Here is a 25,987-nt window from a genome sequence, read left to right on the forward strand (position 1 = left end):
CACAATCACAACAAACCATTTATTCTATTTTGCCTACGCTAATTTCTACAAAACAATTTTTGAGTGTTTTGTTTACCTGTTTTCTTTATAATAGTTTATTTTTACTCTCTACTTTTGCACAAAATGAGACTGTAAATTTGGATACAGGTTTTTCTATTGAGGTTTGTGAAGATAACTCTATTTTTAGTAGTAATCAATTAGACCAAAATTGCTTTAAAGAAATTGTATTATCAGAACTAAATAAAAAAGAATATAAAGACAGAATTTGGCTAAAAATTACGATTAAAGATGCAAATAAAGAATTTATTGATTTCAACAAAAATATAGATTCCATAAAAGTCTATCACAATCAAGACCTATTTCTGACAGGAAGTTTAGTTGCACAATCTGAAAAACAACTTCCTTTAAGTATAGCTATTAGCGCAATCAAGATTCCAGTTTATAATCAGCCTTTTTATATAGAAATTATAAGTAGTCAGAAATATCCTATTTCTACTCAATTAGAAGTATTAAATGAAAAAAACTTTAATCGTATTTATGTAAAAGAACGACGAAATACAGTTGATTTTCAACTCTTTTTTCAAGGAATGTTATGGATTATTTTGCTCTATAACTTCTTTTTGTTTTTATCTAGTAGAGAAAAGGTCTATTTAGCTTATGCTATCTATATCTTTGGGTTTTCTCTTTTCACCTCACAAAATGCAGGACTATTTGTTGATTATTTTTCTGCTCAAAATCCTTACTTTTCATTATTTTTCAGAATGTTTGGGCTTGCCATTACAGCAGTTGGCTTTTTCTCTTTTATTCTGACATTTCTTCCCAAAAAAGTATTTAATAAATTTTGGAAACGCTTTTTTTCTATTGGAATTATTTTTTCTATCGGAATGCTGCTTCCTTATATTATACTCAATTATGGATTAGGAAATAGTTATCTCTATGACAAAACCTCTAAAGCAGCCCATGGAATTATTCTGCTTTGTAATTTGATTTTCATAGGTTATTTGGCTAAAAATTATTGGTCTGATACACTAGTACGCTATTTTTTACTAGGCTCTGCATGTGCTATGGGAGGAGCTTTTCTATCCAATGTATTGAAAGCTCTATTTGGTGACACCTTGGGTGATGTATATTTGGTTGCACAAGTAGGTGTTATTTTAGAAATTCTGACTTTTTCTCTAGGATTAGGATATAGAATGAAGAATTTAGAAAAAGAAAATGCTAGAATATTAGAAAACCAGAATAAGCTATTAGAACAGAAAGTAACAGAAAGAACAAAAGAGATTTCGATGAAACAAGAAGAGATTTTGGTTCAAAACGAAGAGTTACACCAACAACAAGAAGAAATTATTTCACAGCGAGATTATATAGAAAAGCAAAACACACAACTCAAATCAGCCAATACACAGTTTACAGATAGTGTTCGTTATGCCAAAACAATTCAGAAGGCAATTCTGCCTATGAAGCAGCGTGTTCAGACGCACTTTGAAGAATCATTCGTTCTTTTTCGTCCTCGTGATATTGTAAGTGGAGATTTTTATTGGGTGTATGAAACCAATGACCCAATTACTAAAGAAGAGATTATTTTGATTGCTGTTTTGGATTGTACAGGACATGGCGTTCCAGGGGCTTTTATCTCACTTATTGGTTTTGCGCTTCTGAATGAAATTGTATCTAAAGAACTTATTACCAAACCTGCACAAATAATTGCACGTTTAGATGAGCGTTTGCAAGAAGCTCTAAGGCAAAAACAAAGCAATAACATGGATGGAATGGATGTCGCTCTGTGTAGTATTAAAAAAGTAGATTCTATTCATCATTCTACTGGAAAGAAACAATTTGAAATTACTTTTTCAGGTGCAAAGCGTCCTTTGTATTATATAAAAGATGATATTTTTGAAGAACTAAAAGGCAATAAAATGTCGGTAGGAGGAATTACAAAGAAAAAAGAAAGAGTGGATGTAGAATTTCAAGAAGAAAAATTCATTCTTACAAAAGGGGATAAAATCTATCTTACTACTGATGGTTTTGTAGATCAAAATGGACGGAATCAACAAAAAATAGGTTCTTTAAAGCTCAAAAGTTCGCTTGAAGAATTTCATACTCTTCCTCTTTCAGAACAGAAAACAAAGTTAGAAGAGATTTTAGACCTCCATCAAGGCAAGCAAAAACAGCGTGATGATATTACAATTATGGGAGTGAAATTATAATCACATTCTAGCAGGTTATAAGTGCTATTTTTTGTAGTTTTGTTTAATCAAATAAATAAAAAGAAAACACTACAAAATCCATTTTTTATGAACATCTTAATTATTGGTTCAGGAGGAAGAGAACACGCCTTTGCTTGGAAAATTGCCCAAAGCTCACTTTGTGATAATCTTTATATCGCTACAGGAAATGCAGGAACGGCACGAGTAGGAACAAATGTAGCCATTAAACCTACTGATTTTGAGCGTTTGGCTAATTTTTGTAAAGAAAGTAATATTGATTTAGTGTTAGTAGGAAATGAAGAGCCACTTGTAAAAGGAATTGTAGATTACTTTAAAAATAGTGACCTAGTTCGTAATGTTCGCATTATTGGAGCAAACAAAGAGGGCGCACAGCTAGAAGGAAGTAAAGATTTTGCAAAAAACTTTATGAATAAAAATAATATTCCAACTGCTAAGTCGGAAACTTTTACTAAAGAATCTATTCAAGAAGCAAAAGAATATTTAAAAACATTATCTCTTCCTGTAGTTTTGAAAGCTGATGGTCTGGCAGCAGGAAAAGGCGTTGTGATTGCTCACACAAATCAAGAAGCTACAAAAACACTTGATGAAATGCTTTTAGATGAAAAATTTGGAGAAGCAAGTAGTAAAGTAGTAATTGAAGAGTTTTTGGATGGAATAGAAGTTTCTTTATTTGTCTTGACAGATGGAAAAGATTATGTTTTGCTTCCTGAAGCCAAAGATTACAAACAAATCGGAGAAGGAAATACAGGACTTAATACGGGAGGAATGGGAGCAGTATCGCCAGTTCCTTTTGTAACAGAAGAGTTTATCAAAAATGCTGAGGAAACTATCATAAAACCAACTTTACAAGGTCTTCAAAATGAAAATATAGACTATTGTGGTTTTATTTTTATTGGTTTGATGGTTGTCGGAAATACATCTTATGTTTTAGAATACAATGTCAGAATGGGTGACCCAGAAACAGAGGTTGTGCTGCCACGTATAGAATCCGACTTTTTAGCTTTGTTAGATGCCACTTCTAAAAAAGAATTAGCTAATCATTCACTCAAAATTTCTAAAAAAGCAGCCACTACAATTATGCTCGTTTCGGGTGGCTACCCAGAAGACTATCAAACAGGAAAAACAATTAAAGGACATGGAAATCTTCCTAAAAATGTAATTGCTTTCCATGCAGGAACAAAAGAAGACGATAGCCGAACCATGACTAATGGAGGACGAGTAATTGCTCTTACAGCACTTGCAGATACAGCAAAGGAAGCTCTAGCAGCATCAAATCACGCTGCCGAATTGGTAACTTTTGAAGGAAAATATTATCGTAAAGATATTGGAAAAGATTTGTTTTAAGAACTATTATTTTCTAGTTCAAGCAGTACTGCTTGAACTAGATTTCTCCTAAAAACTATTATGGAATTAATAAAACTTTACTTGCACTTTTTCCCTTTTCTAAGAAATCATGTGCTTGTTTTCCTTCTGAGAGTTTGAAGGTTACAGGAGGTTTTATATTAATTTTATCTTCTTTAATCCAATCAAACAATTCTTTTGCTCTTTTGTGCCTTTGTTCTTCCGAATTGAGATAACTCCAAAGGTCTCCTCCTGTAAGGGTTTTACTTGTGTCCATCAACATTCTAGGGTCGACAGGTTTTGGGTCGCCTCCACTCATTCCATAAAAAACTACGTGTCCACATTCTTTAGTCACTTCAAAACTATCCTCTAATGTACTTCCAACACTATCATAAACCACATCTACTCCTTTTTGATTTTTAACTTTGTTACAAATTTCTAAAACATACTCTTTCCAATTATCATCAAGAAGTAGAGCATAATCTGATTTTTGTTCTAAAATAGTTTCTAATTTATCTTTGCTTCTAGTTAGACCAATTACTATTGCACCTTTATTTTTACAAATCTGAGTGAGAATCTGTCCTACTCCTCCAGAAGCTGCATGAACAAGCACAACTTCGTTTTTCATCACTTCATGACTATCTGTTGCTAAATAATGAGCTGTTAGCCCTTGCAATAAAACAGAAGAAGCAAGCTCAAAATTTATATTTTCATCAAGAGGAATAATATGAGTTTCGGGAACAGATACAAATTCAGCATTGGCAAAAGGAACATCTGTAAAAGCTACACGCTGACCTATTTTATACTTCTTGGAATTTGATTGTTGAATAATTCCAGCTCCTTCATAACCAGCAATAAAAGGAGGGTCTCCTTTCAAATGATAATTACCTTTTCTACGATAAATATCAGCGTAATTAAGTCCAATGGCTTTCATTTCTACCAAAACTTCATTTTCTTTTAAAATAGGAACAGCTACATCTATATAATTTAGCACCTCTGAACTTCCAAATTCAGAAAAAGTAAGAGCTTTCATTGTATTTTTCATTTATGTAAAAATATTTTTTTGTATAAAAAAATCCTAAGCTAGCTTTTAGCTTAGGATTTGCAATAATAAGAATTTTAAAATCAAAATTATAATTAACCTATTTAATCGTAATTTCAATTATCTTAGCATCTTTCTTAATTTCACTTGTTTTGAGTTCATAATTGTAATGTTGTTCATCAAGTCTGTAGCCTAATCCTTCGTTTACAATAGCCTGTGTATAGCCTTCTATTTCTGAACCATACACTTTCAAATCTGGATATTTTGCTAAAAGAGTTCCGAAAGTATCACCTATCTTTATTCCATCTTCTGTTTTGGCAAGTTCGGAAGTAATTGTAATAGTTCCTACTTTTCCTTCAAACGGATCAAAATAAGCAACTATATTTCCATCTTTATCTTTGACATTAAAAATATCAAAATCTCCTTCTCCTGTTTGTAGCAATCCTTTTTCTAATGTTCCTGTATAGTCTGCTATCTCCATACCTGAAGAAAGTCCTAAAAAAGATTTTTCATAAATGATAAGTTCATCCGTTTCTTGTACTTTGGCTTCTATGATTTCCTCTTTGGCTTCTGTTGCTGTTGTTTCTTCATTGGTTTGGTCTGTTACTTCATTAGACTCTGCTTCTTTTGTCTGATTCGAACCACACGAAAAAAAACTTACCAAGACAATAATAAAAGCACACAATTTCAAATTTCTAATATTCATAATTCTAAAAAAAATAGTGAGTAAATAAGTTGTAAAATTAGCTAGATATAATTTATAAGTAGCTTTCAATTCTCAATTTACAAACTCTTGGGTTATTTATGAAATTGTATTTCAAAGAAAAATCCTTACTCAATTTCTTAAAAAAAAAGATAGTGGTAAGGATTTGTAAGTTAGTAGAGTAAGAAGCAAAACAGGTTAACTTTTATTTTTTGAATATTATTTTAATACACATCTTCACCTGTAAAACGATTTTCTAGTTCATCAGCTACTCGTGCTACTTCAAAAATCATGTAACGAACTTGGTCGTATGTACACAGTTCATATTTTGTAGAAGAACCTACTTCTACATAACCATCTTTGAGTAATATTTTGGAATAGCAAAGTCCATGATTGAGTTCTAAAAGTTCTGTTAGACTAATATCTGGATAGTCTTCTAGCTTACAAACTTTAGACATAAATTCTAACATCACACCATCACCTCTAGGAATGATGTATCCTTTTACATTTTGATATCGTCCATCACTAAGAGGGATTGTTACAATAACTGTATCATCAGAATAATCGGTGTATTTTCCATTGACTTCTTCAGCCAATCCACGTAGATAATTTTGTACATGCTTGTCAGTTGCTGGATTTGCAGTTGCGACCATAATTTTGTGATTTTTTTTGTGTGTAGGTATTTTTGATAATATAGGCTTGTATTTTTTTCAATATTTGTATTCACCTTCTTAAATTACTCAAAATCAGTGAGTTTTCAAAATATTTATGTATTTTTTTTGGATAAAAAGAAGAAGTTTTTTTGATAAAAATCTTAAAAATGAATTAAAAAGCATTTTAGAAGGTTAATCTGTTTGTGATTTTTGATAAAAAAATATTAAAAAGACATTATAATAATTTACTCCTCACATCCTTTACGGTGTCTGATATTACCTTTGTTACATCAACACAAGCAAACCTAGAACTTAATCTATCCTAATTTTAACTACCTCATGCGAACTACTATTTTACTTTTCGTAATCTCTGTTATCATTGTATATGGAGGTCTTTTGCTTCCTCAAACCTTACTCATTAATGAACAAATAGAAATCAATTCTTCTTCTTCTCATATTTCTGAATACTTATATGACTTACCCAAATGGGAAAAATGGTTAGACTGGCAAAAATGGGATGAAACTTCTGATACAGAATATATTTACTCACAATTTCCACAAGGAGTAGGAGCATTTATGAAATTCAAAGATAAAAATGATTCTAAAAACATTGAAAAAGTAGAATTATATATTCAGTCTATTTCCAACAAAAACGTCTCAAACTCAAACTTTGAGAAACTAAAATATATTGCTAATTTTAAAACCTCACAAACACACATAGAAGGCGAGTTTGAATTAAAGTCAGTAATTGAAAATAATACAAATAATGAACGTTCAACACTAAATTTTACATTAGAGATTGATTTAGGAGAAAATCCTTTTATACGTTATTTGGGTTATTTATATTACAAGCCTAAAATAGAGAGAGAAAGTAATACAAGTTTGGAGCGTTTGAAAAAGTTATGTGAAAACCCTATTTTTTGTAAAAAATAAAATATATCCAGTTCACATCAAGATTTCAAAACATAAAAGAGAAATTTATATCCAAATAGCATTTTTTTGTAAATTGTATTTTGTAATTTAGACACAAAATAAGTCTTCCTATCAAATAATTGTTTCTCTTGAAGTATTTATCCCATTTTCTCTTCTCTTTTTCTTGCCTTAGTTCAACTTCTCAAAAATTGAGTGTTAATCTTTTGCGCTTCTATGTTTTGTTTTTTTTTATTGCTTCATTTTCTCTGACCTCTTGTTCTTCTTCTGATGAATTCGAAAAGCCAAAAGAAATTGCAAAAGCTGTTGAAAACTTTCCTAAAGAATGGTTTCTTCTCACTGAAAAAGATGGGAAACGAATTTTGATAGAACCTTATGAGGGAATGAATCCAACGTTTAAGTTTGAATATGACTTGGCAAATGAACGCATGCAAATTCGCTATCAAGCCAATTTAACACAGCGTGTTTGGCTCGTCCAAAAACTTATCAAAAAAGAAAATAACTATACTTTTTACCTTTTAGAAAATGGTGGAAATACTACTACTCGTCTTACTTACTCTCAAACCACTCACCCAGCTATAGGGAGTTGGCAAGAACCATCTGCTGTTTTTTTACCTTACAAAAATGCCTATTTTGTTTGGGATAAACGTCCTTTTGAAAAACAAGAACAACAAAACACAGCTATTTCAACACAGTGGGAACGTGGCGAATGGCTACGTATGAAAGGAACTATTGAAGGAAAAGACTATTCACTTTGGGCGTATGTCTGTGTAACAGCCGATGTAAGTTCTCCTCAATTCCAACGTGGTGTTTATTTTTATGATACATTTTGGAGAGATATTTATTTAGAAAATGCCACAGATTATAAAAGCAATAGAGTTTCAAATAATGATAAAAATAAGCAATTTGAATGGATTATCGAAGAGCGTGCAGCTTTAGATGCCGAAACTGTTTCGGGATATTTCAAAGGTTCTGTTGATTATGATTATAATTTTAAAGGTATTTGGGAATCAGCCAAAACAAATCAAAAACTAGACTTTTTGTATGAAGAAAAAATTCTTCCTTATTCATTAGAAAATCATATCAAGCGTTTCAAAACTTCTGATGGCAGTTCACTCTGTGTTTATTATCCACAAATTACAGGAATCGAAAACGAAGATATTTTGAAAGATTTTAATGAGACCTATATCAAATCACACGTAAATGCTTGGCAAAAAGAGTTTTTAGCTAAGCTAGACACTACAGGCTCTCAAAACCGAAATTGTGATATAGAAATTAATTACAATATCCTTTTTGCCAATAAAAATCTTATTAGTGGATTATTTTTTATTCGCCAAGGAAGCAAGAGAACAGAATATGTAGCCTTTAATTATGACCTTAAAAAGAATGAAGTTTTTCATTTAAATCATTTATTTACTACTGAAATAGATAAGAAAAATCCTCAAAATAGTTTTGAAGCACGTATTCATTTACGAGCAAAACGACATGTAGAAGTAGAATCGCAACGTCATCAAATGCAATTCGAACCCTATGATTCGCTTACTGTTTTGGAGCATTATAATTTCCTTCCAGATAATTTGAGATTAACACTTTACAGTCGTTCCCAAAAACGTTTTTTTCCAATTTATATTCCTTACAAAGATTTGAGAGCCTATATTAAAGAAAGAGAACGCAAGATTTATTTGGAATTGGAATGAATTAGCTATCAGTAATTTGCAGTTTTGGATTCTCTTTAATCTCTCTCTCCTCTGTGGTCAAACTGTATTTCTAATGCTTACTTCCAACTTCTTCTACTTCCTGCCAAACCACATTCAACCAATCATTCAGAGGTTGTCCTGTAATGGCTATTTCAGCTAGTTTTTCAGCAATATCATCAGATAGAAGTTCTTTATCTGTAATTGTTTTTTCTACAATAAAGTGTTTTAATCTAAGAAGTTCTATATTTTCATGGTCTTTTGGATAACCACGAGGCGCAGTTTTCAAAACTCCATTTTCCATCTCTGCAAAACTATCAAAGTATTTTTTGAAGTCTTTTTTATCAAAAATTGCTTTTAGTTCGTCAGCATTATAATCAATCTCTTCTCTAATTTTTTTGATATATTCTTTATTGGGTTGAAAAACTCCGATAGCCAAAAACGAATTATTATTTGGGGCAATATGTAAATAGAAAAGAGGTTTTTCTGTCTTTCTGCCATCTGGATGCAAAACTGCTCCAAAATATGTTTTATAAGGTGTTTTGTCTTTACTAAAACGAATATCTCTGTTTAATCTAAAAATACAATCTTTTGCTGTAAGTGTAGAAAAAGCAGGATCTAATTTGTTTGTAAAGTGTTCTAAAAGGGCTGTAATCAAGACAGCAAATTCTGCTTTTGCAGCTTCATATTGTTTTTTATGTTCTTTAAACCAATCTCTATCGTTGTTTTGATGTAGTTGGTTGAGGAAATCAAGGGTAAGTTTCATTTTTGATAGCTTAGTTGGCAATTAATAGATTACCTTTTCAAAACAGAATTCAAACAATTAGGTTTAAGATTCATATCTTTTTTAATGAAATAAAATAAGTTTTGAAAATTCTGTTCTCAAAAAACAAAAAAATACGTATCTTACCATCAGAGTTATTAAAATTTATCTAACTCTTACTTTTTAAGCATTATACTTCTTTTTGAATGGCAAATTATCATACAGTACAAAGTGGAGACACACTTTGGGGAATTTCTAGGCAATATCAAATTTCAGTAGATGAAATTAAAAGACTTAATAATATGTCAGATGCTAGTCTTTCATTAGGACAGCGTTTGCAAGTAAGTGTAGATTCTCCTTCGTATGGAAGTGGAAATACAGCTACAGCTTCTTCGCCAAATACTTCTGTTTATACTGTACAGGCTGGGGATTCACTTTGGAGAATTGCTACAAAATTTAATATTTCTGTAAATGAGATAAAGGCTTTAAATAATCTTTCTTCAAATTCGCTTTCACTTGGTCAGCAACTTAGAGTAAGTGGTGGAAGTAACTATACTGCACCTGTTGCTACGCCTACTGTTCAAACCAATTCGCCAACAGTTGTAAAAGCTCCTGTTTTTACACCTCGTCCGAGTTATGTTGTACAGGCTGGAGATAGCATGTGGCGAGTTTCTCAAAAAGTAGGTGTTTCTGTAAATGATTTGAAAAGTATCAATGATTTAGATAGTAATATTTTGCGTATTGGACAGATGCTTTACTTGGAAGAAAAACCAGAAGTAGCTTCTCAGGCTGCTCCTGTTCAAAATCCTCAACCTACGCAAGCTGCACCCAAAATTATTTATCATACCGTTGTATCAGGAGATTCTTTGTATAGAATTGCAATGGCATATAATGTTTCTGTTCAAGATATCAAAGAAAGTAATGGTCTTAGCTCAAATGCCCTTTCATTAGGTCAGCGTTTGATGATTACTAAAGAAGTCAAAACAACAAATTATAATTCTGGTAGTGGAGGAAATAATAATTCTGATGGAGACTCAAGTAGTGGAGGGGGTAATGGACAAGGAGATAACTCTTCTTCTGTTCCCAAAACAGGAAATATTTCAAAATACGAACAAAATAAAAAAGAAGTTATTAATCTTGATGCAATAAATGGTGTTCAAATTTTTGGAAGTGGACTTTCTGCAAGCGTTGGACGTGGTGGTGCAAACCGTCAAGCTGATGTAGAGAAAGTACAAAGACGCTTTGTGCAGTTAGATTATATGAATTCTGTTGATGGTCTTTCACAAATTCAAGCTACCATTTCAGCAATTGATAATTTCCAAAGAAGAAATAAAATTGATTGGTGGGCAGGAAAATCTTCTTTAATTGGAGCTTCAGGTTATTCTAATGGACTTATCAATCCAAATGATGTAACCTATAAATTATTGAGAGAATATACTAAATACGATATTACTTATAAAGACCATAGAGGAAATCTAGAAAAAGTTAGTTTTTCTAACTTTGTCAGAAGTAATTATAGTGTTTATCCGTATGGAATTTCGTACTCAGGAACAGTTGTTCATGACATTCCTGCTGCTTATTATGAAAGTGTTGGTTTGTCTCGTCAGCTTGCTGAGGCTCTAGAATTTGTATCTAAAAATGAAGGAAAGTTTGATGCTATCAATAGTTATGATAAAGCTGCTTTTTCTTTTGGATTCATTCAATTTGCTGGAGAAACAGGTGGAGGAACATTTCCAAATATGATGGCACTTATCAAAGACAGAAATCCATCTTTATTTGAAGAAGCCTTCGGAAGATTCGGAATTGATGTAGAATATACTTACAAAAACGATAAATACGAACCTGCAAGTATGGTAGTCTTTACACCAGATGGAAAACGTTATGTAGGAACAGATGCCGAAAAATATATTCGTGCTGATAAAGTTTTACATGGCGTATTTGTAAGAGCAGGACAAAATATTGAAGTAGCAAAATTACAAGTTTTGGCAGCCGTACAAGAATATGTAAAACCTGCACTTAGAGCCAAAATTTCACTCAATGCAAATGGAGTTGATGTAAATCGTGAACCTGTAACTGATTTCATAAATTCAGCAGGAGGAATAACTGTCTTGATAGATTTAGCTGTAAACCAAGGACTTACAGGGGCATTACGTATTTTTGCGCCTGCAATGGAACAGGTAGCTAGACAAACAGGAATTACTTCATTAGTTGCTCTTAAAAATATTGATGAAAAACGAGTAATCCAAACAATTATAGCCAATGCAACCGATGCAAGAGTTCGTACTCGCCCTCAAAAAGTATTAGACGCTGGGATTAGTTTTAGTTAGAAAAATTATTATGTTTTGTAGAGGAATGATTTTCTTATTTCTCTATTTTTTATTTTGCTTTCTCTTCTTCTACCTCGTCAAATCTTTTCTGTATTTTATCTTTTACTAAAGGTAGAATAGATTTTCCAAGTTTAAAAACTTCTGTACTGCCTATTTTTATTTTACCTTGTTCATCTAATAAAAAGTTGTTTTCAGCATTCTGAATTGCGTTACCAATGTATATTGAGTGTTTCCTAGAATTAAACCCTCCCAATATTATCTCATTAACTAAGTTTTTCCAAGCTGGACAATATTCTAATTCCTCATTCAAAGGAGGTAAAACTGATTCTTGATGATAGTAAAGCCATGTTTCAAAACAGGGGTTACTTTGAACAAAAAACCAATTTTCAAACTCTTTTAATTCCTTTATAATAGTTTCTATTTGTGGACTTCTAGAATCATCTCTGTCTTTATCTACATCAATAACTATCCATACTTCATCATTTTTTTGAAAAGAATAATGAGGTGGGTTATCTTTTGTTCCAATAATATTTATTTTAGCTATTTCTAGCAAACCTAGTGGAGAATTGTTTTCTTCACTATCTAGTTTATAAACCTCAATATTAATACGGGAATCAATTTCCTTGAAATAATTGAAGTATTGTTCTTCTCTTGTACGACCTTCTGCAAAAATATAAATACTTTTTGCTTTCTTACTAGGAAGTTGTCTTTCAAATCTCCGATTGATTCTCTGTATCATAGTTATGCCAGTTTAAATCTTTTAAATTTCCTAAAAATGGAACAGAACCATAGCGTCCATTTAAATATCCTTTCTGTATGTCTATAGTCTTGTGTTCTTTAAAATCACTTAAAGAATATAAATCAGTTGAACCACTACTATCTTTTTCTACAAACCAAATTTCATCTTGTCTGAAAATTTCTTGGTCTAATAAGTTAGATTCATGAGTAGTAAAAATTAATTGTCCTTTTGTATTTTCATCTAAAGAAAATTTTCTAACTAATTCTTTTATCAAAAGAGGGTGAATGCTTCTTTCAATTTCATCTATCAAAAACACTCCATTATGGTTAATTAACTCATAAAATGCTGGTACAAAATCTAATAATCGTATTGTGCCGTCTGATTCTTCATCTAGTTCAAATAACAATTTTTTAGATGTTTTTCCTTTATGCTCAAGTTTGAGAGTTTTAGCCCATACTTTATCTCCTTCTTTTATAAAAATAGTTTCAGCTCCTTTCATTTCTTTTCTTGCCCCAACAGCATTACTAGGCGATAAATCAATTAATTCTAATATTCTCTCCAAATCATCTGGATTATCTTTACCGAAAAATTCGTGAATATCTATTTTTTCCGTTTTTAGAGAACTAATTCCTAAGTTTAATGAGCAAATAATATCTTCTACATATCGTCCAAATTTTTCATCAGTTTCTATTGTGTGAGCAAGTGCGGTAGGACGAGAGTCAGGAGTTATAATTTGGAGTGTAAACTCAAACCAATTATACGCTTTCTTAATATCTTGTAAAAATCTATTTTCTCTATTAGCTAAAATTTTTAATGCTGTTTCGTTATGTTTTATTAATTTATCATCAATCAAAACAGATTTTAATATCTGACTTTTCTCATCATTTTCAAATTCGTCTAAAAATATCATTTCTATATTTTTATCCTTATCAGTAGTGCGATGAAATATTAATTTATCATCTTTGTTTCCTAATCCTGAAATATATAATTCTTCTGATAGTATTATATCTCCAATGAATTCAATTCCATAATAAAAAGGAGTATCTTGCTCAATAAACTCAATGGCTAAACTTTGTGGAGTAGATTTAGGGTTGAATTTGAATGCAGATTGTTTAAGTGTGTAGGTCATCTTTTGGTTTACTACAAAATCTTGAAATAAAGCTAAGGCTTTAATTAAATTAGATTTTCCAGCACCATTTGCACCATATATAGAAGATAATTTAAGAAGGTTTAATCCGTCAAAATTATATTTATGATGTTTGAGAGTTTTAATATGATTGTTGGAACAAATTGTGGTAAACTCTTTTTTTTCTCCAAAAGAGAATGTATTTTCTACTATAAAACGTATAAGCATAATTGTTGTGATTATTTCACGTAAATATATAGATATATATTTGAATGCAAAAATTAATCACTTATTTTTTTAATAGCTTGTAAAAAAATCACATAAACACAGTAAATTATGAAAACCACTTTCCAAGACGACGTAATAGATGTAGTTTTACAAATCCCAAAAGGAAGAGTAACTTCCTATGGAACGATTGCCAAGTTTTTGGGACATACACGAGGTGCAAGAATGGTAGGTTGGGTAATGAATAATTGTGTAAAAATTAATCAAGAAAAAGATATAAAAATTCCTGCACATAGAGTAGTTAACCGAAACGGACTTCTGACAGGCAGACATCATTTCGAAACACCTACTACAATGCAAGAGCTTTTGGAAGCTGAAAATATAAAAGTAGAAAACGACCAAATACAGGATTTTGACAAAATATTTTGGAATCCTCAAATGGAACTTTTATAAGCTATTTTTTTCCTTTTTTCCAACCATGATTTCTATATCTTCCCTGTCCGTATTTGGATTCTTTAGGTGTAAAAAGTCGCATAAAGAAGTTGCCTCGTTTACCTTTAAATTCTGAACCTTCGTGATAGTGTGACATTCTTACTCTACAGCCTTCGTCTTTACACTTTTTGGGCTTTTTTTTCTTCTTTCCTGCTTCTTGTTCGCTGGCTTGTGCGCCTTTTTTACTTCCTCCACACGAAACTAAAGTTCCACTAAAGAGAAACAATGAAAAGATAATAAATAGAAAAGAAATATTTTTTCTAAAATAATAAGAAAGAAATTGAGATTTATTTGTCATAGTTTTTTATTTTTTATTCTGCGAGCCATTTTTCAGCTTCTTCTTGATTATGAAATAGACGCAACTTAAAATCTCCTTCTAGTTGTTCACTATTATCTTTCATAAATTCGGCAGAGAGTTCTGTAAATAGTTCATTAGGTAATAAATGAGCAAATTTTTTCACACCTGCTTTTATTACTTGTGGCATCCAATGATCTGCAATCCAAGCATCTATCACAACCACATCCCAACCTCCGACTACTTGTCTGTTATCATTTAAAATCAAAGGAGTAGGATGTTGTGCCAATTCTTTTAATATTAATGCTCCACCTTCTTTTATTTGGGCGATTGTCAAATCAGTACCAATCCAGTTTGAATACATAATATTTCTATCTGTAAATTGTTCAATCTGCAGAAAGACTTTTTGGGATTCGTCTTTTAGTTCTTTTTTCATTTCGATAAAATTGAAGTTAATATATAAAATGAAAAATAAGTATATTTTTTAATAAATGGAAGTATAATATTGCCACAAAAACTAGCATACAAAAATTATGCTAACAGCCATTCTTCAGCTTCTTCTAAATTATCAAATAAACGCATTTGAAATTCTCCTTCCACTTTTTTGCTGTTATCTTGCATAAACTCAGCAGATAGTTGATCAAATATATCATCTGAAATAATATGAGCAAATTTTCTCACTCCTATTTCTATTGCTTTGGGCATCCACTCATTTGCAATCCACTCATTTGCCTCATCCCAAGCCCCTGTAATTTTCCTGTTATCATTCAAAATCAAAGATGTGTTATTCTTTTTTAGTTGTTCTAACATTATCATAGCTCCATCTTTTATTTGGTCTACTGTTATACCATCTGCTATCCAAGTTGTCTGAATAATATTTTTATCACTCAAATGTTCAATTTGAAAAAAAACAGTTTGTGTTTCATCTTTTAGTTCTATTTTCATTTCATTAAAAGGGATTATAGTGAGATTTAAGTTTCTTTTTTGAATCTCAAAAACTATGCAAGTAAGTCTACAAAAAAAATATTCCGTTTTTTTAAAGTAGCCAAAACCTTAGTGTATTTTTTACGTTATCCTAAATAAAAGTATTTCTTAATCATTGTTTTTACCCTTACAAACTATTTTAAATTTCTCAAAAATGAAAAAACAAAATGCACTTTTGATAATTGATGCTCAATATGATTTTTGTAATCCTGCTGGTGCTTTATATGTTCCCAATGCAGAAAATGACATTCAGCGTCTTTCTGATTTTATCACAACAAATGCAACACAATTAGACCATATTTGTGTAACACTTGATACTCATCCAGTAAACGATATTTCACATCCTTCTTTTTGGAGAGATGCAACTGGAGATGAACCAAATCCTTTTACTCAAATTACGCTCAAAGAAGTAGAAGATGGAAAATGGACTCCTAATTTTTACCCAAAGGAAACCAAAGAATACCTAAAAAACTTAGAAGCACAAGGTGAATTTCCTCATTTTATTTGGACAACTCATTGTTTGATTGGTTCAAAAGGAGCTGCACTAGATGAAACTCTATCAAAAGCATTAGAAAAATGGATAAAAATAAATAAAGAAAACAATCAGTACAAACAATATCAAGCTGTAACAAAAGGAACATACCCACTTACCGAACATTTTGGTATTTTTCAAGCTCAAATTCCTGTCAAAGACCGACCAGAAACACAGCTTAATCAATCACTTTTAGATTCTTTAAATGAGTATGAAAATGTGTATTTAGCAGGACAAGCAAAGTCACATTGTGTTGCCACAAGTTTGAAACAGATTATGGATTACGCACCAAAATTAGCCAAAAAAATAATCGTTTTAGAAGATTGTATGTCTGATATTCCAAATTTGGGGCATTTGGGAGAACCTATTTATCAAAAAGCAAAGGAATTAGGAGTTAAGTTTGTGAAAAGTGATGATGTACAATTATAGAAAATAAAAAAAATTATAGATCTAACTGTTAAAAACAATGAACTTGTTTAAGAATGGTGATTTATTTTTTTAAAAAGAGGTCAAAATAGTTATACTTGTAAATCATCACATTTTCAATCTAACTATTTTTCCCTCTATGTACGTAAACTTATCAAAAAAATTTATAACCGAAAATATTTTACCTTATTTACATCAATTTACAAAAGGTCGTCGTATAAAAGTAGCTCTTTGGCGTATTATCCAAGCCATTGTGTATCGCTTAAAATCAGGGAGTCAATGGCGAGAACTTCCTATGAAACAATTTTTCGGAAACTTATCAATTAGCTGGAATACAGTATATTACCATTATAATAAATGGTCAAAATTAGGAAGTTGGAAGAAATTATGGATCAAGTATTTAGAAGATTATCGTGGAGAATTAGATTTTTCTATTTGTCAGCTAGACGGCAGCCACACTTCAGCTAAACGAGGAGGAGAAGGTATTGGATATTCCAAAAGAAAAGCAGGAAAAACAACCAATGCACTTTTTCTAACGGATAAAAATGGTATTCCAGTAGCGATGTCTGTTCCAAGAGCAGGCAATCATCACGATGCTTTTGAACTTGAAAAAAATATGCAATCTATGATAGATGATTTGAATGCTTCTCAAATTAGAGAAGGAGGAATTTTTCTCAATGCTGATGCAGCCTTTGATACACAAGCCTTTCGTTCTTTTTGTAATCATTTAGATATTGTAGATAATATAGATTTTAATAAAAGAAATAAAAAAGACCTTGATAATCAACCATTTAAAGATGAAGAAATGTATGAATTGAGATTCGTTATTGAAAGAACTAATGCGTGGTTAGATGCTTTCAAAGCCTTAATTATGAGGTACGAAACTAAAATTCATACGTGGCAAAGTTTACACTATTTAGCCTTTACTTTAATATTTGCCAGAACTAGAAAAAAACATTCTTAAACAACTTCAATGTAATTATTTCAACATTAAAAATATTATACCTATTATTGTATCAAGCTATAACAATGTAGCTTTTACCTAAATAAATTCATAAACTTAACTCTAGTATTAATGAAAAATCTCAAGAAAAAATTCGGAAAATTTGCTATTTCAACAGCACAAGTAAAACAAATTAAAGGTGGATATTATAATTGCACTTATGTCGCTTGTCCTAAAAGAAATTATTTATATCAACCAGAGCCAGGTAGTCCTGAATATGAGTGTTGTAAGGGTAATTAATAGTAACCATTCAATAAATAAATCTAAAAAAACTGTTACTTTTTGTAAAAAGTAACAGTTTTTTTTGTTGTCTTTTATTACCATACGAATCTAAACAAAAACTCGTATGTTTGAAAATCTTAGTACCTTTGAGGTATATAAGGTAAAATAATCTTTACCTGCCGTTGTTGGTGTCCTCACCAACGACATTTACTCTTAACAAACAGAAAAAATACGACAAAATGGAATACAATCCACGCCTTATCGAACCCAAGTGGCAATTGCAATGGGAAGAAAAAGAGGTTTATAAAGTTGAAAATGATACTACAAAACCAAAATATTATGTGTTAGATATGTTTCCTTATCCTTCTGGTTCTGGGCTTCATGTTGGTCACCCACTCGGTTATATTGCTTCAGATATTTTGAGTAGGTTTAAGCGTTTGAAGGGTTTTAATGTTCTTCATCCAATGGGTTTTGATTCATTTGGTTTACCTGCTGAGCAGTACGCCATCGAAACAGGACAACATCCAGCCATTACAACGGCTCAAAATATTCAAACATTCAAATCACAGTTTGATAAAATTGGTTTTTCATTTGATTGGTCAAGAGAAATTCGCACTTCAAATCCTGATTATTACCGTTGGACACAATGGGTTTTCAAACAGCTTTTCGAATCATTTTATAATAACGATACAGAAAGAGCAGAAGAAATTCAAAAACTAATTACCATTTTTGAAAAAGAGGGAAACAAAAAAATAAATGCAGCTTGTGATGATGATACACCTTCTTTTTCAGCAGAGGAATGGAATAATTTTACAGAAAAAGAAAAATCAGACGTTTTATTAAAATATCGTTTGGCGTATAAATCGGAAGCTATCGTAAACTGGTGTGCAGAATTAGGTTCTGTTTTGGCTCACGACGAAATCAAAGACGGACTTTCAGAACGTGGTGGTTATCCAGTAGAAAGAAAAAAAATGCCTCAATGGATGATGCGTACAACAGCCTACGCAGATCGTCTTTTGAGAGGCTTGGAAGAAGTAGAATGGTCGGATGCGCTCAAAGAAATGCAAAAAAACTGGATTGGAAAATCGTATGGTGCAGAACTTAGTTTTCAAATTGAAGAAAATCCAAATAATAGAAAGAGTGAAGAATTAAAAGAACTCATCGCTTTTACTACTCGCCCTGATACTATTTATGGAGTTACTTATATTGCCCTTGCACCTGAGCTTGAAATCATTGATGAGCTTACCACAAAAGAGCAACGAGCAGCCGTAGAAAATTATGTAAAATTTGCTAAAAACCGTTCGGAACGTGAACGCCAAACAGAAGTAAAAACAGTTTCAGGAGTTTTCACAGGAAGTTATGTAATCAATCCAATTTCTGGAAAAAGAACGCCTATTTGGGTGGCTGATTATGTTCTTTCGGGTTATGGAACTGGTGTTGTGATGGGTGTTCCTTCATCTGATGAACGTGATTTTCGTTTTGCTACTCATTTTGGTTTGGATATTATTCAAGTCATCAAAGAAACTCAAACAGACGAAAACGGAAATGTTTTGGAAGCCTACACAGAAAAAGAAGGACATATAATGAATTCTGACTTTTTGGATGGACTATCTATAAAAGATGCCATTCAAGCAGCTATCAAAAAATTAGAAGAGAAAAAAGCTGGAACAGGAAAAATAAACTTTAGGTTGCGTGATGCAGCTTTTGGTCGTCAAAGATATTGGGGAGAACCGATTCCGATTTATTATAAAGATGAAATTCCTCACACATTACCAGATTCTGAATTGCCTTTAATGCTTCCAGAAGTGGATAGTTACAAGCCAACAGCAGAAGGCGAACCACCTCTAGGACGTGCAGAAGCATTTACTTATCAAGGAAAATATCCTTATGAGCTTACCACAATGCCGGGGTGGGCAGGTTCTTCTTGGTATTTCTTGCGTTATACCGACCCTCAAAATATGCGTGTTTTTGCATCAAAAGAAGCCGTAGATTATTGGAATCAAGTTGATGTGTATATTGGTGGAGCAGAACATGCAGTAGGTCATTTGCTGTATTCTCGTTTTTGGACAAAGTTTTTACACGATAAAGGATTTTTGAATTTTGATGAGCCATTTAAAAAATTGGTTAACCAAGGAATGATTCAAGGAAAATCTAGTTTGATTTATCGTATTAGTGGTTTCCAAGTATATTTGAGTGAAGGAATTTATCACCAAGTAGAAAAATTAACTTCTGATGCCGAAAAAATAGAAGGAATCAATCAAGTTGCAGGACATGAAGCTATTCCAGCAAATATAGCAATCAGTATTAGTCCTCTACATGTTCCTGTAAGTATGGTAAAAGATGATATTTTGGATATTAAAAAATATCAAAAATTCAGACCAGAAACAGAAAATGCAGAATTTATAAAAGAAGAAAACGGCAATTTTGTTTGTGGTTCGCAGGTAGAAAAAATGTCTAAACGTCTTCATAATGTTGTCAATCCTGATGATGTCGTTTCAGAATATAGTGCCGATGCTCTTCGTTTGTATGAAATGTTTTTAGGGCCTTTGGAATATTCAAAACCTTGGGATACAAGTGGAATTGATGGCGTTCAGAAGTTTTTGAGAAAAGTTTGGCGTTTATTCTATGACAATAATGGCGATTTGGTTTTGAATGACGAAAAACCAACAAAAGAAGAGTTCAAAACACTTCACAAAACCATCAAAAAAGTAGAAGATGACATCGAACGTTTGTCTCTGAATACTTCTGTAAGTGCTTTTATGATTTGTGTAAACGAACTTACAGCTATGAAATGCTACAAAAGAGAGATTTTAGAGCCTTTTTTGGTTATTCTTTCTTCTTTTGCGCCACATATTACAGAAGAACTTTGGCATCTTGCTTTAGAAAAAACAACTTCTATTGTAAAAGCAGAATTTCCAGTTTATGATGAGAGTTATTTGAAAGAAGATGAATTTGAATATCCAATTTCGATAAATGGAAAAGTTCGTACTAAAATGTCCTTTGCTTTAGAAACTCCAAAAGAAGATATCGAAAAACAAGTTTTGGATGCTGAAATAGTTCAGAAATGGTTAGAAGGAAAATCTCCGAAGCGTTTTATTTTAGTTCCTAAGAAGATTGTAAATATTGTGATTTAATATTTTTACCGTACCGAACGGTTCGCTTTGAGCGAACCGTTCGTTTTATGAAACACTTATGAAAAATAAACTCATCAAATTTCACTTCATCATTCTACTTATTTTAGTGGTAAATTTATTTATCATTGATGGCTATAATTTTGGATTGAATAGCTATGCAAAAATGACATTGCTAATTCTTCTTTTTGGAAGTGGCATTTCAATGTTTGCTCTCAATGTCAAACCAGTACTTAAACTTTTAGTAAGATTGTATTCTACCTTTTATATTGCTGTTGCTTTGTTGATTTCCTATATTATTTTTACTACTGATAAACACCCTACTCTCGTATTTCCGTATGATTTTTATGAGCCATTACGAACACATGTACCTGTATATAAACAGTCTGATTATGAAATTTACAATTATGACAAGAAAGGTGTTTTGAGTTTTCTTAATAGTTGTGGTGGTGGTATTGAATCTGGTTATTACTTTTTAGACAAAAATTATTTTATTTTTAAAACTAGAATTGGATATTTTTATTCTGGTCATTCTGTAAAGGTTATAAGTGAAGGAAATGATGTGGAATTTACTAAACGTGATACATATAAACACTTAAAAAAAAAGGATATACAAAATATTAATGTAGCAAATGATAGTGTTTATATAAACTTTAATGAAGGCTATAATAGAGTTTTTGAAATCGAAGAATAAAAAAATACTATGAAGAATAAAGAGATAACATTAGAAAATATTGAAGAATTTGCTATTCCTCTTTCTACTCATATCTTGAAATGGAAATTTGAGTTAGAAGATGAACGAGAACTATATAAAGAATTTAAAGACCAAATTATTCCATTGAACGATAAAGCGTCTGCTTTTTTATGGGATTTTGAATTCTCTCAAAAATTTTTATTCTTGGATAATAGTGATTATTTCAAAGAAACAGATTGTATATTTGCAGATGCAAAGACACGTGAAGAGGTGAAAAAATGGCTTTATCAACGAGGAATTAAATTCGATACAAAAGTAATTTGGACTTGCTCAAAAAATCATGCCTTTGTATTGACTTGGAAAATGATAATCAAATTTTGGGACGGCATTTTTTTCGCTTCTGATGAAATAATTTGGGATAAAACTTTAAACTGGGTTCTTAATTCTCATCATGAGGGAGTTTTATATTTTTCGAAAGATAGAATTTATGATGCTAATACAGAAAGTAAAGAAATAGCTAAAACAAATGAAATTCTAAAAGACTTTAAAAGTAAAATTCCACAAATAAGTTCAAGCTCAAAATATATTTCAAATCCTTTTCGCCCCTGATATTTACCAATACAAAATGACTTTCATAAAAAAACTAGACCAACACCTTTCATTATTTTAAAATGGCTTGCATCATTGTTTTATGCAACATGGAATGTAATTTCGCATATCAAGCCTTAGAAAAAATACTATTTTTCATTCCATCTAATATAATTTTTCATTAGATTTGTTTTATTCAAAGATTATAATATCTACAAAAAAACAACTCTACTATGAAAATTAAAATCTATTCTGTTTTATTATTTTTCTTTTTAGTTTTTTTTAGTTTTTCATTTTTCTCAAAAGCTCAAAACAACTCAGAAAGTGATATTTTTTATCAGAGTAGAATAAATTCCCTTTGGCAAAACAATCAAATAGATAGCACTTTAATTGCTTATGGCGAATATTTAGCAGAGTTGAATCCAAAAAAAGAAACAAGTAACTATATCAATTTTCAAATACAACGACTCAAAATAGCTTACTTAGTTGGAAACATAGAAGTCGTAGAAAAATCTATTCAAGAGCTAAAAGAATTAAAATTAAATGATAAAAAAGAAACTGAATTAGCTCATCAGATTATATTTCAAGAAGCAAAATATCTGTATTGGAAAGGATTCTATCAAAAAGCAGTTAATTTATTCAAACAGATTCCAAATTATCAAGAACTCAAAAGTTATCAGTTAGCCAATCGGTATGCAAACGTATCAGATATAAATTTAGATTTTTTAGAAATAGAGACATTTGAAGATTCCAAATTTGAAACAGCATCCGAACAAACTGAGCTTCTTAGCCAGCTTTTCACTTCCTACGGAATGCCTACAGAAGCCCTTTCTTATGCTCAAAAATCTATTGATTATCTTCCACAAACTGCCAATGAAATTGAAAAAGTAGATGCTCAAATTCATTACACAAAAGTTTTGTTGCTTTATCAGTTAAAAGTAAGAGAAAGTCAAGTTTATTTAGATGAAATTCAAGAAAAAGTGGCTAAATATGCTCCTCAAACAGAATTAGAATTACGTTTTCATGTCTTATCTATGACCAAATTATTTATTGAGCGCAAAATGAAAGAAGTCGTAGAAATTAGTGATTCTGTTTGGGTACTTTGTCAGAAAACGCCTGCTACTAATTCTGTTTTTCAAGACCATATTCGGGTGCGAAGTGCTATGCTTTTGGAAACTCGCAAATGGGATGAAGAAGAAAAATTATTAGATGAATATATAGAACAGTTTTCAAAGTTATATTCTCAAGAATCACATCAAGTTCAACAGCTTTATGCTCACAAATCACTTCTTTATTTTTATCAAAATTTCTATCAAAAAGCAGTTGATTATTCAGATAAAATACTTCAAAATCCTGTTGCTTCGGTTTATCTTGAAATTGATGTATATAAAATCAATGCAATTGCCTATTCAAAAATAAATAATTATGATAAGTCTTTTTTTTATGCTGAAAAATATTTAGAGCTAACAAAGAAAGCATTAGGAGAAAGTCATGTACAAGTTGCAAATGTCTACTCTTTAGTTGCCAGTATTTATAGTGAACAAAATAACTTACAGCAGTCGGTAGAGTATTCTAAACGTGCAATTGAAATTTATGAAGCACAAGAACAGAAAAATTTTCCGACAGCTATTGCTCGTTCTCATCAAGTTATTTCAAGGGTTTATCTAAAACTAGAACAAAATGAAAAAGCTCTTTTTCACTCTTTGCAAGCTAAAAAAATATTAGAAGAACTATTTTTGAAAGACAGATTTTATATTCTTTCCCAAACATATAGTAGTTTGGGAATAGTTTATAGAAGTCTTGAAAAGTACGATTCTGCCTACCATTATTATCATTTGTCTTTGGCTGCTGAAAATACTTTACCCGAAAAAAACAGAAATCATGCTAATATAGGAAGAGCCTATAATAATTTAGGATATGCTTTTGAAAAACATCAAAATTATGATTCAGCTATTTATTATTATCAAAAAGCATTGATAGAAAAACAAAACAATGAAAAAACATGGACGAGTGCAAATGTTTTGAATAACTTAGCAAACTGTTTTGCAGCCATTTCAGACTTTACTAAAGCCGAAAATAATTATAGAAAATCACTTGAAGTAAACGTATTAGGAAAAGAGTATGCAGATATAGAAATTGCTTTAGATTCTTACAAAGGTTTAGCTACCTTAAATAAGTTTCCTTTTGCTCAACAACTAAACTATTACAGAAAGGCAGATGAAATAATTGATAAAATGCGCTCTCAATTGCATACAGATAATGACCAATTACTTATCAGCAAACTGACAACAGAAATTTATGGAAAGGCTCTTTCTACTTGTTTTGAAGCTACAAAAATGAAAACTGTAGAGGAACAAATTTATGAAGATGCCTTTTATTTTGCAGAAAAAAATCGTGCATCTTTGCTAAGAAAACAAACTCAAGAAGCTCTTGTAATGACACAAGTTCCTGAAAATTTGAGAAAGTTAGATGTAAATTATAGTTCGCTAATTGATTATTATCAGCGTGAAATAGAAGAACTTGAAAATACAGATAGTCAGGAAAAATCAGAAAGTCAAATAGCTAAATTAGCGTATTACAATCAGCAAATTTTAGAAACAAGAAATAAAAATCAAAAACTTAAAAATGAATTGTCAGAGAAATTCAAAAGTTATAAAAACCTTCAAGAACCTAATCAATTAGCTACTACCCAAACTATTAAAGAAAATCTAAAAGAAAACGAACAAATGATTGTTTATCAATGGTTTGAACCTTATTTATTTGTTCAAATCATTAGTAAAGACAAACAATTATTTTATAGAATAAAGCCAATTGATTTTGAAGAAACACTGAAAAAATATAGAAACTGTTTAGCTAAAGATTGTAGCATAGAAAAATTTGTAGTGCAAAGTGATGCACTCTATAAAATCCTAATTCAACCTATCGAATCGCATATCAAAACAAGTCAAAAACTAATTATTATTCCTGATGCTATTTTACAACAAATTCCTTTTTCTACATTATTAAGTACATCTAACCAAGAGAGTAACCTATCTAATCAAAATATCAATTATCCATTATTAAAAAAGGAAATTTCTTTTCATTATTCATCTTCACTTTGGGCAGCTCAAAGACAAAGCAAAAATCAAATAAACTATGAATATGAATTTGTTGGCTTTGCTCCTGTTTTCGAAGACCAAAAAGAAAACAATAGTAATTTAGTGGCAAGTAATAGAAGTAATTTGAGTTCTCTGCCATACAGCAAGAAAGAAGTAGAAGAAATTGCCAATTTGTTTACTAATCAAGAGAAAAATGCTTTAGCTTTTGTAAATTTAAAAGCAAATCAAGAAAATTTGAAAAGCTATGCAACCAAAACACGAAGATTGCATCTAGCTACACATAGCCAGACTTTTACAAAAACACCTTTCAATTCTCATATTTGGTTATTTGGAAAAGATTCTATTACAAAAGATAAAGAAACTCCACAAAAATTTTATGCAAGTGATTTGTATGGAATGTCGTTTCCTAACGAACTAGTAGTTTTGAGTAGCTGTCGTTCAGGTGTAGGACAAGTAGTAGAAGGAGAGGGCGTAATTACACTTACTCGTTCATTTCTGAACGCAGGAACAAAAAATGTTCTTTTTTCGCTGTGGCAAATAGATGATTTAGCTACTAAAGAACTTATGACATTCTTTTATGAATCTGTTTCTGAAGGCAAATCTTATTCAGAATCTCTGCAACTTGCCAAACAGAAATTATCAAAATCTGAGAAATTCAAAAATCCTTTTTATTGGGCAGGTATTTTATTAATTGGAGAATAAAAATAATTATTTTTGTTAAAATAATTATTTTATTTAACTAAAAGTACAT

The 25,987-nt window shown here is 31.1% G+C and carries 22 protein-coding genes; 13 read left to right on the plus strand and 9 right to left on the minus strand.

Annotated elements, in window-relative coordinates; all coding sequences use genetic code 11:
* Positions 1 to 29 precede the first annotated feature (29 nt).
* Both V9L05_RS04970 and purD read left to right on the plus strand, forming a co-directional pair.
* A complete protein-coding gene (locus V9L05_RS04970) occupies positions 30 to 2,207 on the plus strand; it encodes a 7TM diverse intracellular signaling domain-containing protein (RefSeq protein ID WP_338814608.1) in 2,178 nt (725 codons plus the stop codon).
* 87 nt (positions 2,208 to 2,294) lie between these two features.
* A complete protein-coding gene (gene purD, locus V9L05_RS04975; protein WP_338814609.1) occupies positions 2,295 to 3,572 on the plus strand; it encodes a phosphoribosylamine--glycine ligase in 1,278 nt (425 codons plus the stop codon).
* Between the two features lie 58 nt (positions 3,573 to 3,630).
* On the opposite strand, the gene V9L05_RS04980 is transcribed toward purD, so the two are convergent.
* The 3 genes from V9L05_RS04980 to V9L05_RS04990 all read right to left on the minus strand — a co-directional run bounded on the left by V9L05_RS04980 (position 3,631) and on the right by V9L05_RS04990 (position 5,967).
* Entirely contained in the window at positions 3,631 to 4,614 is a 984-nt protein-coding gene (locus V9L05_RS04980; RefSeq protein WP_338814610.1) for a quinone oxidoreductase, read from the minus strand.
* A gap of 97 nt (positions 4,615 to 4,711) precedes the next feature.
* Complete coding sequence (locus tag V9L05_RS04985; RefSeq protein WP_338814611.1) at positions 4,712 to 5,317, minus strand: hypothetical protein; 606 nt, start codon at positions 5,315 to 5,317, stop codon at positions 4,712 to 4,714.
* A gap of 221 nt (positions 5,318 to 5,538) precedes the next feature.
* Positions 5,539 to 5,967 (minus strand): hypothetical protein, encoded by a 429-nt coding sequence (locus tag V9L05_RS04990; protein ID WP_338790018.1) that lies wholly within the window; start codon positions 5,965 to 5,967, stop codon positions 5,539 to 5,541.
* Positions 5,968 to 6,306: 339 nt separating this feature from the next.
* On the opposite strand from V9L05_RS04990, the gene V9L05_RS04995 reads away from it, so the two are divergent.
* Positions 6,307 to 6,900, plus strand: a complete 594-nt coding sequence (locus V9L05_RS04995) for a hypothetical protein (RefSeq protein ID WP_338814612.1) — start codon at positions 6,307 to 6,309, stop codon at positions 6,898 to 6,900.
* Positions 6,901 to 7,088: 188 nt separating this feature from the next.
* The gene (locus V9L05_RS05000) at positions 7,089 to 8,594 is read left to right on the plus strand and encodes a hypothetical protein (RefSeq protein ID WP_338790016.1); all 1,506 of its coding nucleotides are present in this window, start codon (positions 7,089 to 7,091) and stop codon (positions 8,592 to 8,594) included.
* Positions 8,595 to 8,664: 70 nt separating this feature from the next.
* On the opposite strand, the gene V9L05_RS05005 is transcribed toward V9L05_RS05000, so the two are convergent.
* Positions 8,665 to 9,357, minus strand: a complete 693-nt coding sequence (locus V9L05_RS05005) for a DUF2461 domain-containing protein (protein WP_338814613.1) — start codon at positions 9,355 to 9,357, stop codon at positions 8,665 to 8,667.
* A gap of 203 nt (positions 9,358 to 9,560) precedes the next feature.
* Between V9L05_RS05005 and V9L05_RS05010 the strand changes: the two genes are divergently transcribed.
* Positions 9,561 to 11,681, plus strand: a complete 2,121-nt coding sequence (locus V9L05_RS05010; RefSeq protein ID WP_338814614.1) for a LysM peptidoglycan-binding domain-containing protein — start codon at positions 9,561 to 9,563, stop codon at positions 11,679 to 11,681.
* A 49-nt stretch (positions 11,682 to 11,730) separates the two neighbouring features.
* On the opposite strand, the gene V9L05_RS05015 is transcribed toward V9L05_RS05010, so the two are convergent.
* Both V9L05_RS05015 and V9L05_RS05020 read right to left on the minus strand, forming a co-directional pair.
* Positions 11,731 to 12,420, minus strand: a complete 690-nt coding sequence (locus tag V9L05_RS05015; protein WP_338814615.1) for an RloB family protein — start codon at positions 12,418 to 12,420, stop codon at positions 11,731 to 11,733.
* Positions 12,392 to 13,774 carry an ATP-binding protein gene (locus V9L05_RS05020; RefSeq protein WP_338814616.1) on the minus strand — a complete coding sequence of 461 codons (1,383 nt, stop codon included), beginning with the start codon at positions 13,772 to 13,774 and terminating at the stop codon, positions 12,392 to 12,394. Before V9L05_RS05020 ends, V9L05_RS05015 begins: the two co-directional genes overlap by 29 nt.
* 108 nt (positions 13,775 to 13,882) lie before the next feature.
* Here V9L05_RS05020 and V9L05_RS05025 point away from each other — a divergent pair, with 108 nt between their 5' ends.
* A complete protein-coding gene (locus V9L05_RS05025) occupies positions 13,883 to 14,224 on the plus strand; it encodes an MGMT family protein (RefSeq protein WP_338790013.1) in 342 nt (113 codons plus the stop codon).
* A 1-nt stretch (position 14,225) separates the two neighbouring features.
* Here V9L05_RS05025 and V9L05_RS05030 read toward each other — a convergent pair whose 3' ends face one another.
* From V9L05_RS05030 to V9L05_RS05040, 3 genes are all read right to left on the minus strand, one after another.
* A complete protein-coding gene (locus V9L05_RS05030; RefSeq protein ID WP_338790012.1) occupies positions 14,226 to 14,561 on the minus strand; it encodes a hypothetical protein in 336 nt (111 codons plus the stop codon).
* Between the two features lie 13 nt (positions 14,562 to 14,574).
* Positions 14,575 to 14,994 (minus strand): hypothetical protein, encoded by a 420-nt coding sequence (locus tag V9L05_RS05035; RefSeq protein ID WP_338814618.1) that lies wholly within the window; start codon positions 14,992 to 14,994, stop codon positions 14,575 to 14,577.
* A 95-nt stretch (positions 14,995 to 15,089) separates the two neighbouring features.
* Positions 15,090 to 15,503, minus strand: coding sequence for a hypothetical protein (locus tag V9L05_RS05040; RefSeq protein WP_338790010.1), 414 nt, complete (start codon positions 15,501 to 15,503; stop codon positions 15,090 to 15,092).
* A 193-nt stretch (positions 15,504 to 15,696) separates the two neighbouring features.
* Here V9L05_RS05040 and V9L05_RS05045 point away from each other — a divergent pair, with 193 nt between their 5' ends.
* The 7 genes from V9L05_RS05045 (at position 15,697) to V9L05_RS05075 (ending at position 25,938) form a co-directional block, all read left to right on the plus strand.
* Positions 15,697 to 16,503: a nicotinamidase gene (locus V9L05_RS05045; RefSeq protein ID WP_338814619.1), complete on the plus strand. Its 807-nt coding sequence runs from the start codon at positions 15,697 to 15,699 to the stop codon at positions 16,501 to 16,503.
* A gap of 136 nt (positions 16,504 to 16,639) precedes the next feature.
* A complete protein-coding gene (locus V9L05_RS05050; protein WP_338812825.1) occupies positions 16,640 to 17,464 on the plus strand; it encodes an IS5 family transposase in 825 nt (274 codons plus the stop codon).
* Between the two features lie 111 nt (positions 17,465 to 17,575).
* Positions 17,576 to 17,743, plus strand: a complete 168-nt coding sequence (locus V9L05_RS05055) for a hypothetical protein (RefSeq protein ID WP_338790008.1) — start codon at positions 17,576 to 17,578, stop codon at positions 17,741 to 17,743.
* A gap of 221 nt (positions 17,744 to 17,964) precedes the next feature.
* Positions 17,965 to 20,859, plus strand: a complete 2,895-nt coding sequence (locus tag V9L05_RS05060) for a class I tRNA ligase family protein (RefSeq protein WP_338814621.1) — start codon at positions 17,965 to 17,967, stop codon at positions 20,857 to 20,859.
* 58 nt (positions 20,860 to 20,917) lie between these two features.
* Positions 20,918 to 21,550 (plus strand): hypothetical protein, encoded by a 633-nt coding sequence (locus tag V9L05_RS05065; RefSeq protein ID WP_338814622.1) that lies wholly within the window; start codon positions 20,918 to 20,920, stop codon positions 21,548 to 21,550.
* 9 nt (positions 21,551 to 21,559) lie between these two features.
* Positions 21,560 to 22,159: a hypothetical protein gene (locus V9L05_RS05070; protein ID WP_338814623.1), complete on the plus strand. Its 600-nt coding sequence runs from the start codon at positions 21,560 to 21,562 to the stop codon at positions 22,157 to 22,159.
* A gap of 212 nt (positions 22,160 to 22,371) precedes the next feature.
* Positions 22,372 to 25,938, plus strand: coding sequence for a CHAT domain-containing tetratricopeptide repeat protein (locus V9L05_RS05075; protein WP_338814624.1), 3,567 nt, complete (start codon positions 22,372 to 22,374; stop codon positions 25,936 to 25,938).
* Positions 25,939 to 25,987 lie beyond the last annotated feature (49 nt).

It is taken from the genome of Bernardetia sp. Wsw4-3y2 (genome assembly GCF_037126295.1).
Lineage (GTDB): Bacteria > Bacteroidota > Bacteroidia > Cytophagales > Bernardetiaceae > Bernardetia.

Bases quoted from the DNA above. Each gene is read 5' to 3' on its own strand.
- V9L05_RS05070 (WP_338814623.1), top strand. From the start codon at position 21,560: ATGAAGAATAAAGAGATAACATTAGAAAATATTGAAGAATTTGCTATT.
- purD (WP_338814609.1), top strand. From the start codon at position 2,295: ATGAACATCTTAATTATTGGTTCAGGAGGAAGAGAACACGCCTTTGCT.
- V9L05_RS05045 (WP_338814619.1), top strand. From the start codon at position 15,697: ATGAAAAAACAAAATGCACTTTTGATAATTGATGCTCAATATGATTTT.
- V9L05_RS05060 (WP_338814621.1), top strand. From the start codon at position 17,965: ATGGAATACAATCCACGCCTTATCGAACCCAAGTGGCAATTGCAATGG.
- V9L05_RS04990 (WP_338790018.1), bottom strand. From the start codon at position 5,967: ATGGTCGCAACTGCAAATCCAGCAACTGACAAGCATGTACAAAATTAT.
- V9L05_RS05050 (WP_338812825.1), top strand. From the start codon at position 16,640: ATGTACGTAAACTTATCAAAAAAATTTATAACCGAAAATATTTTACCT.
- V9L05_RS05030 (WP_338790012.1), bottom strand. From the start codon at position 14,561: ATGACAAATAAATCTCAATTTCTTTCTTATTATTTTAGAAAAAATATT.
- V9L05_RS05055 (WP_338790008.1), top strand. From the start codon at position 17,576: ATGAAAAATCTCAAGAAAAAATTCGGAAAATTTGCTATTTCAACAGCA.
- V9L05_RS04985 (WP_338814611.1), bottom strand. From the start codon at position 5,317: ATGAATATTAGAAATTTGAAATTGTGTGCTTTTATTATTGTCTTGGTA.
- V9L05_RS05005 (WP_338814613.1), bottom strand. From the start codon at position 9,357: ATGAAACTTACCCTTGATTTCCTCAACCAACTACATCAAAACAACGAT.
- V9L05_RS05035 (WP_338814618.1), bottom strand. From the start codon at position 14,994: ATGAAAAAAGAACTAAAAGACGAATCCCAAAAAGTCTTTCTGCAGATT.
- V9L05_RS05010 (WP_338814614.1), top strand. From the start codon at position 9,561: ATGGCAAATTATCATACAGTACAAAGTGGAGACACACTTTGGGGAATT.
- V9L05_RS05065 (WP_338814622.1), top strand. From the start codon at position 20,918: ATGAAAAATAAACTCATCAAATTTCACTTCATCATTCTACTTATTTTA.
- V9L05_RS04995 (WP_338814612.1), top strand. From the start codon at position 6,307: ATGCGAACTACTATTTTACTTTTCGTAATCTCTGTTATCATTGTATAT.
- V9L05_RS05020 (WP_338814616.1), bottom strand. From the start codon at position 13,774: ATGCTTATACGTTTTATAGTAGAAAATACATTCTCTTTTGGAGAAAAA.
- V9L05_RS05040 (WP_338790010.1), bottom strand. From the start codon at position 15,503: ATGAAAATAGAACTAAAAGATGAAACACAAACTGTTTTTTTTCAAATT.
- V9L05_RS05015 (WP_338814615.1), bottom strand. From the start codon at position 12,420: ATGATACAGAGAATCAATCGGAGATTTGAAAGACAACTTCCTAGTAAG.
- V9L05_RS05025 (WP_338790013.1), top strand. From the start codon at position 13,883: ATGAAAACCACTTTCCAAGACGACGTAATAGATGTAGTTTTACAAATC.
- V9L05_RS05075 (WP_338814624.1), top strand. From the start codon at position 22,372: ATGAAAATTAAAATCTATTCTGTTTTATTATTTTTCTTTTTAGTTTTT.
- V9L05_RS04980 (WP_338814610.1), bottom strand. From the start codon at position 4,614: ATGAAAAATACAATGAAAGCTCTTACTTTTTCTGAATTTGGAAGTTCA.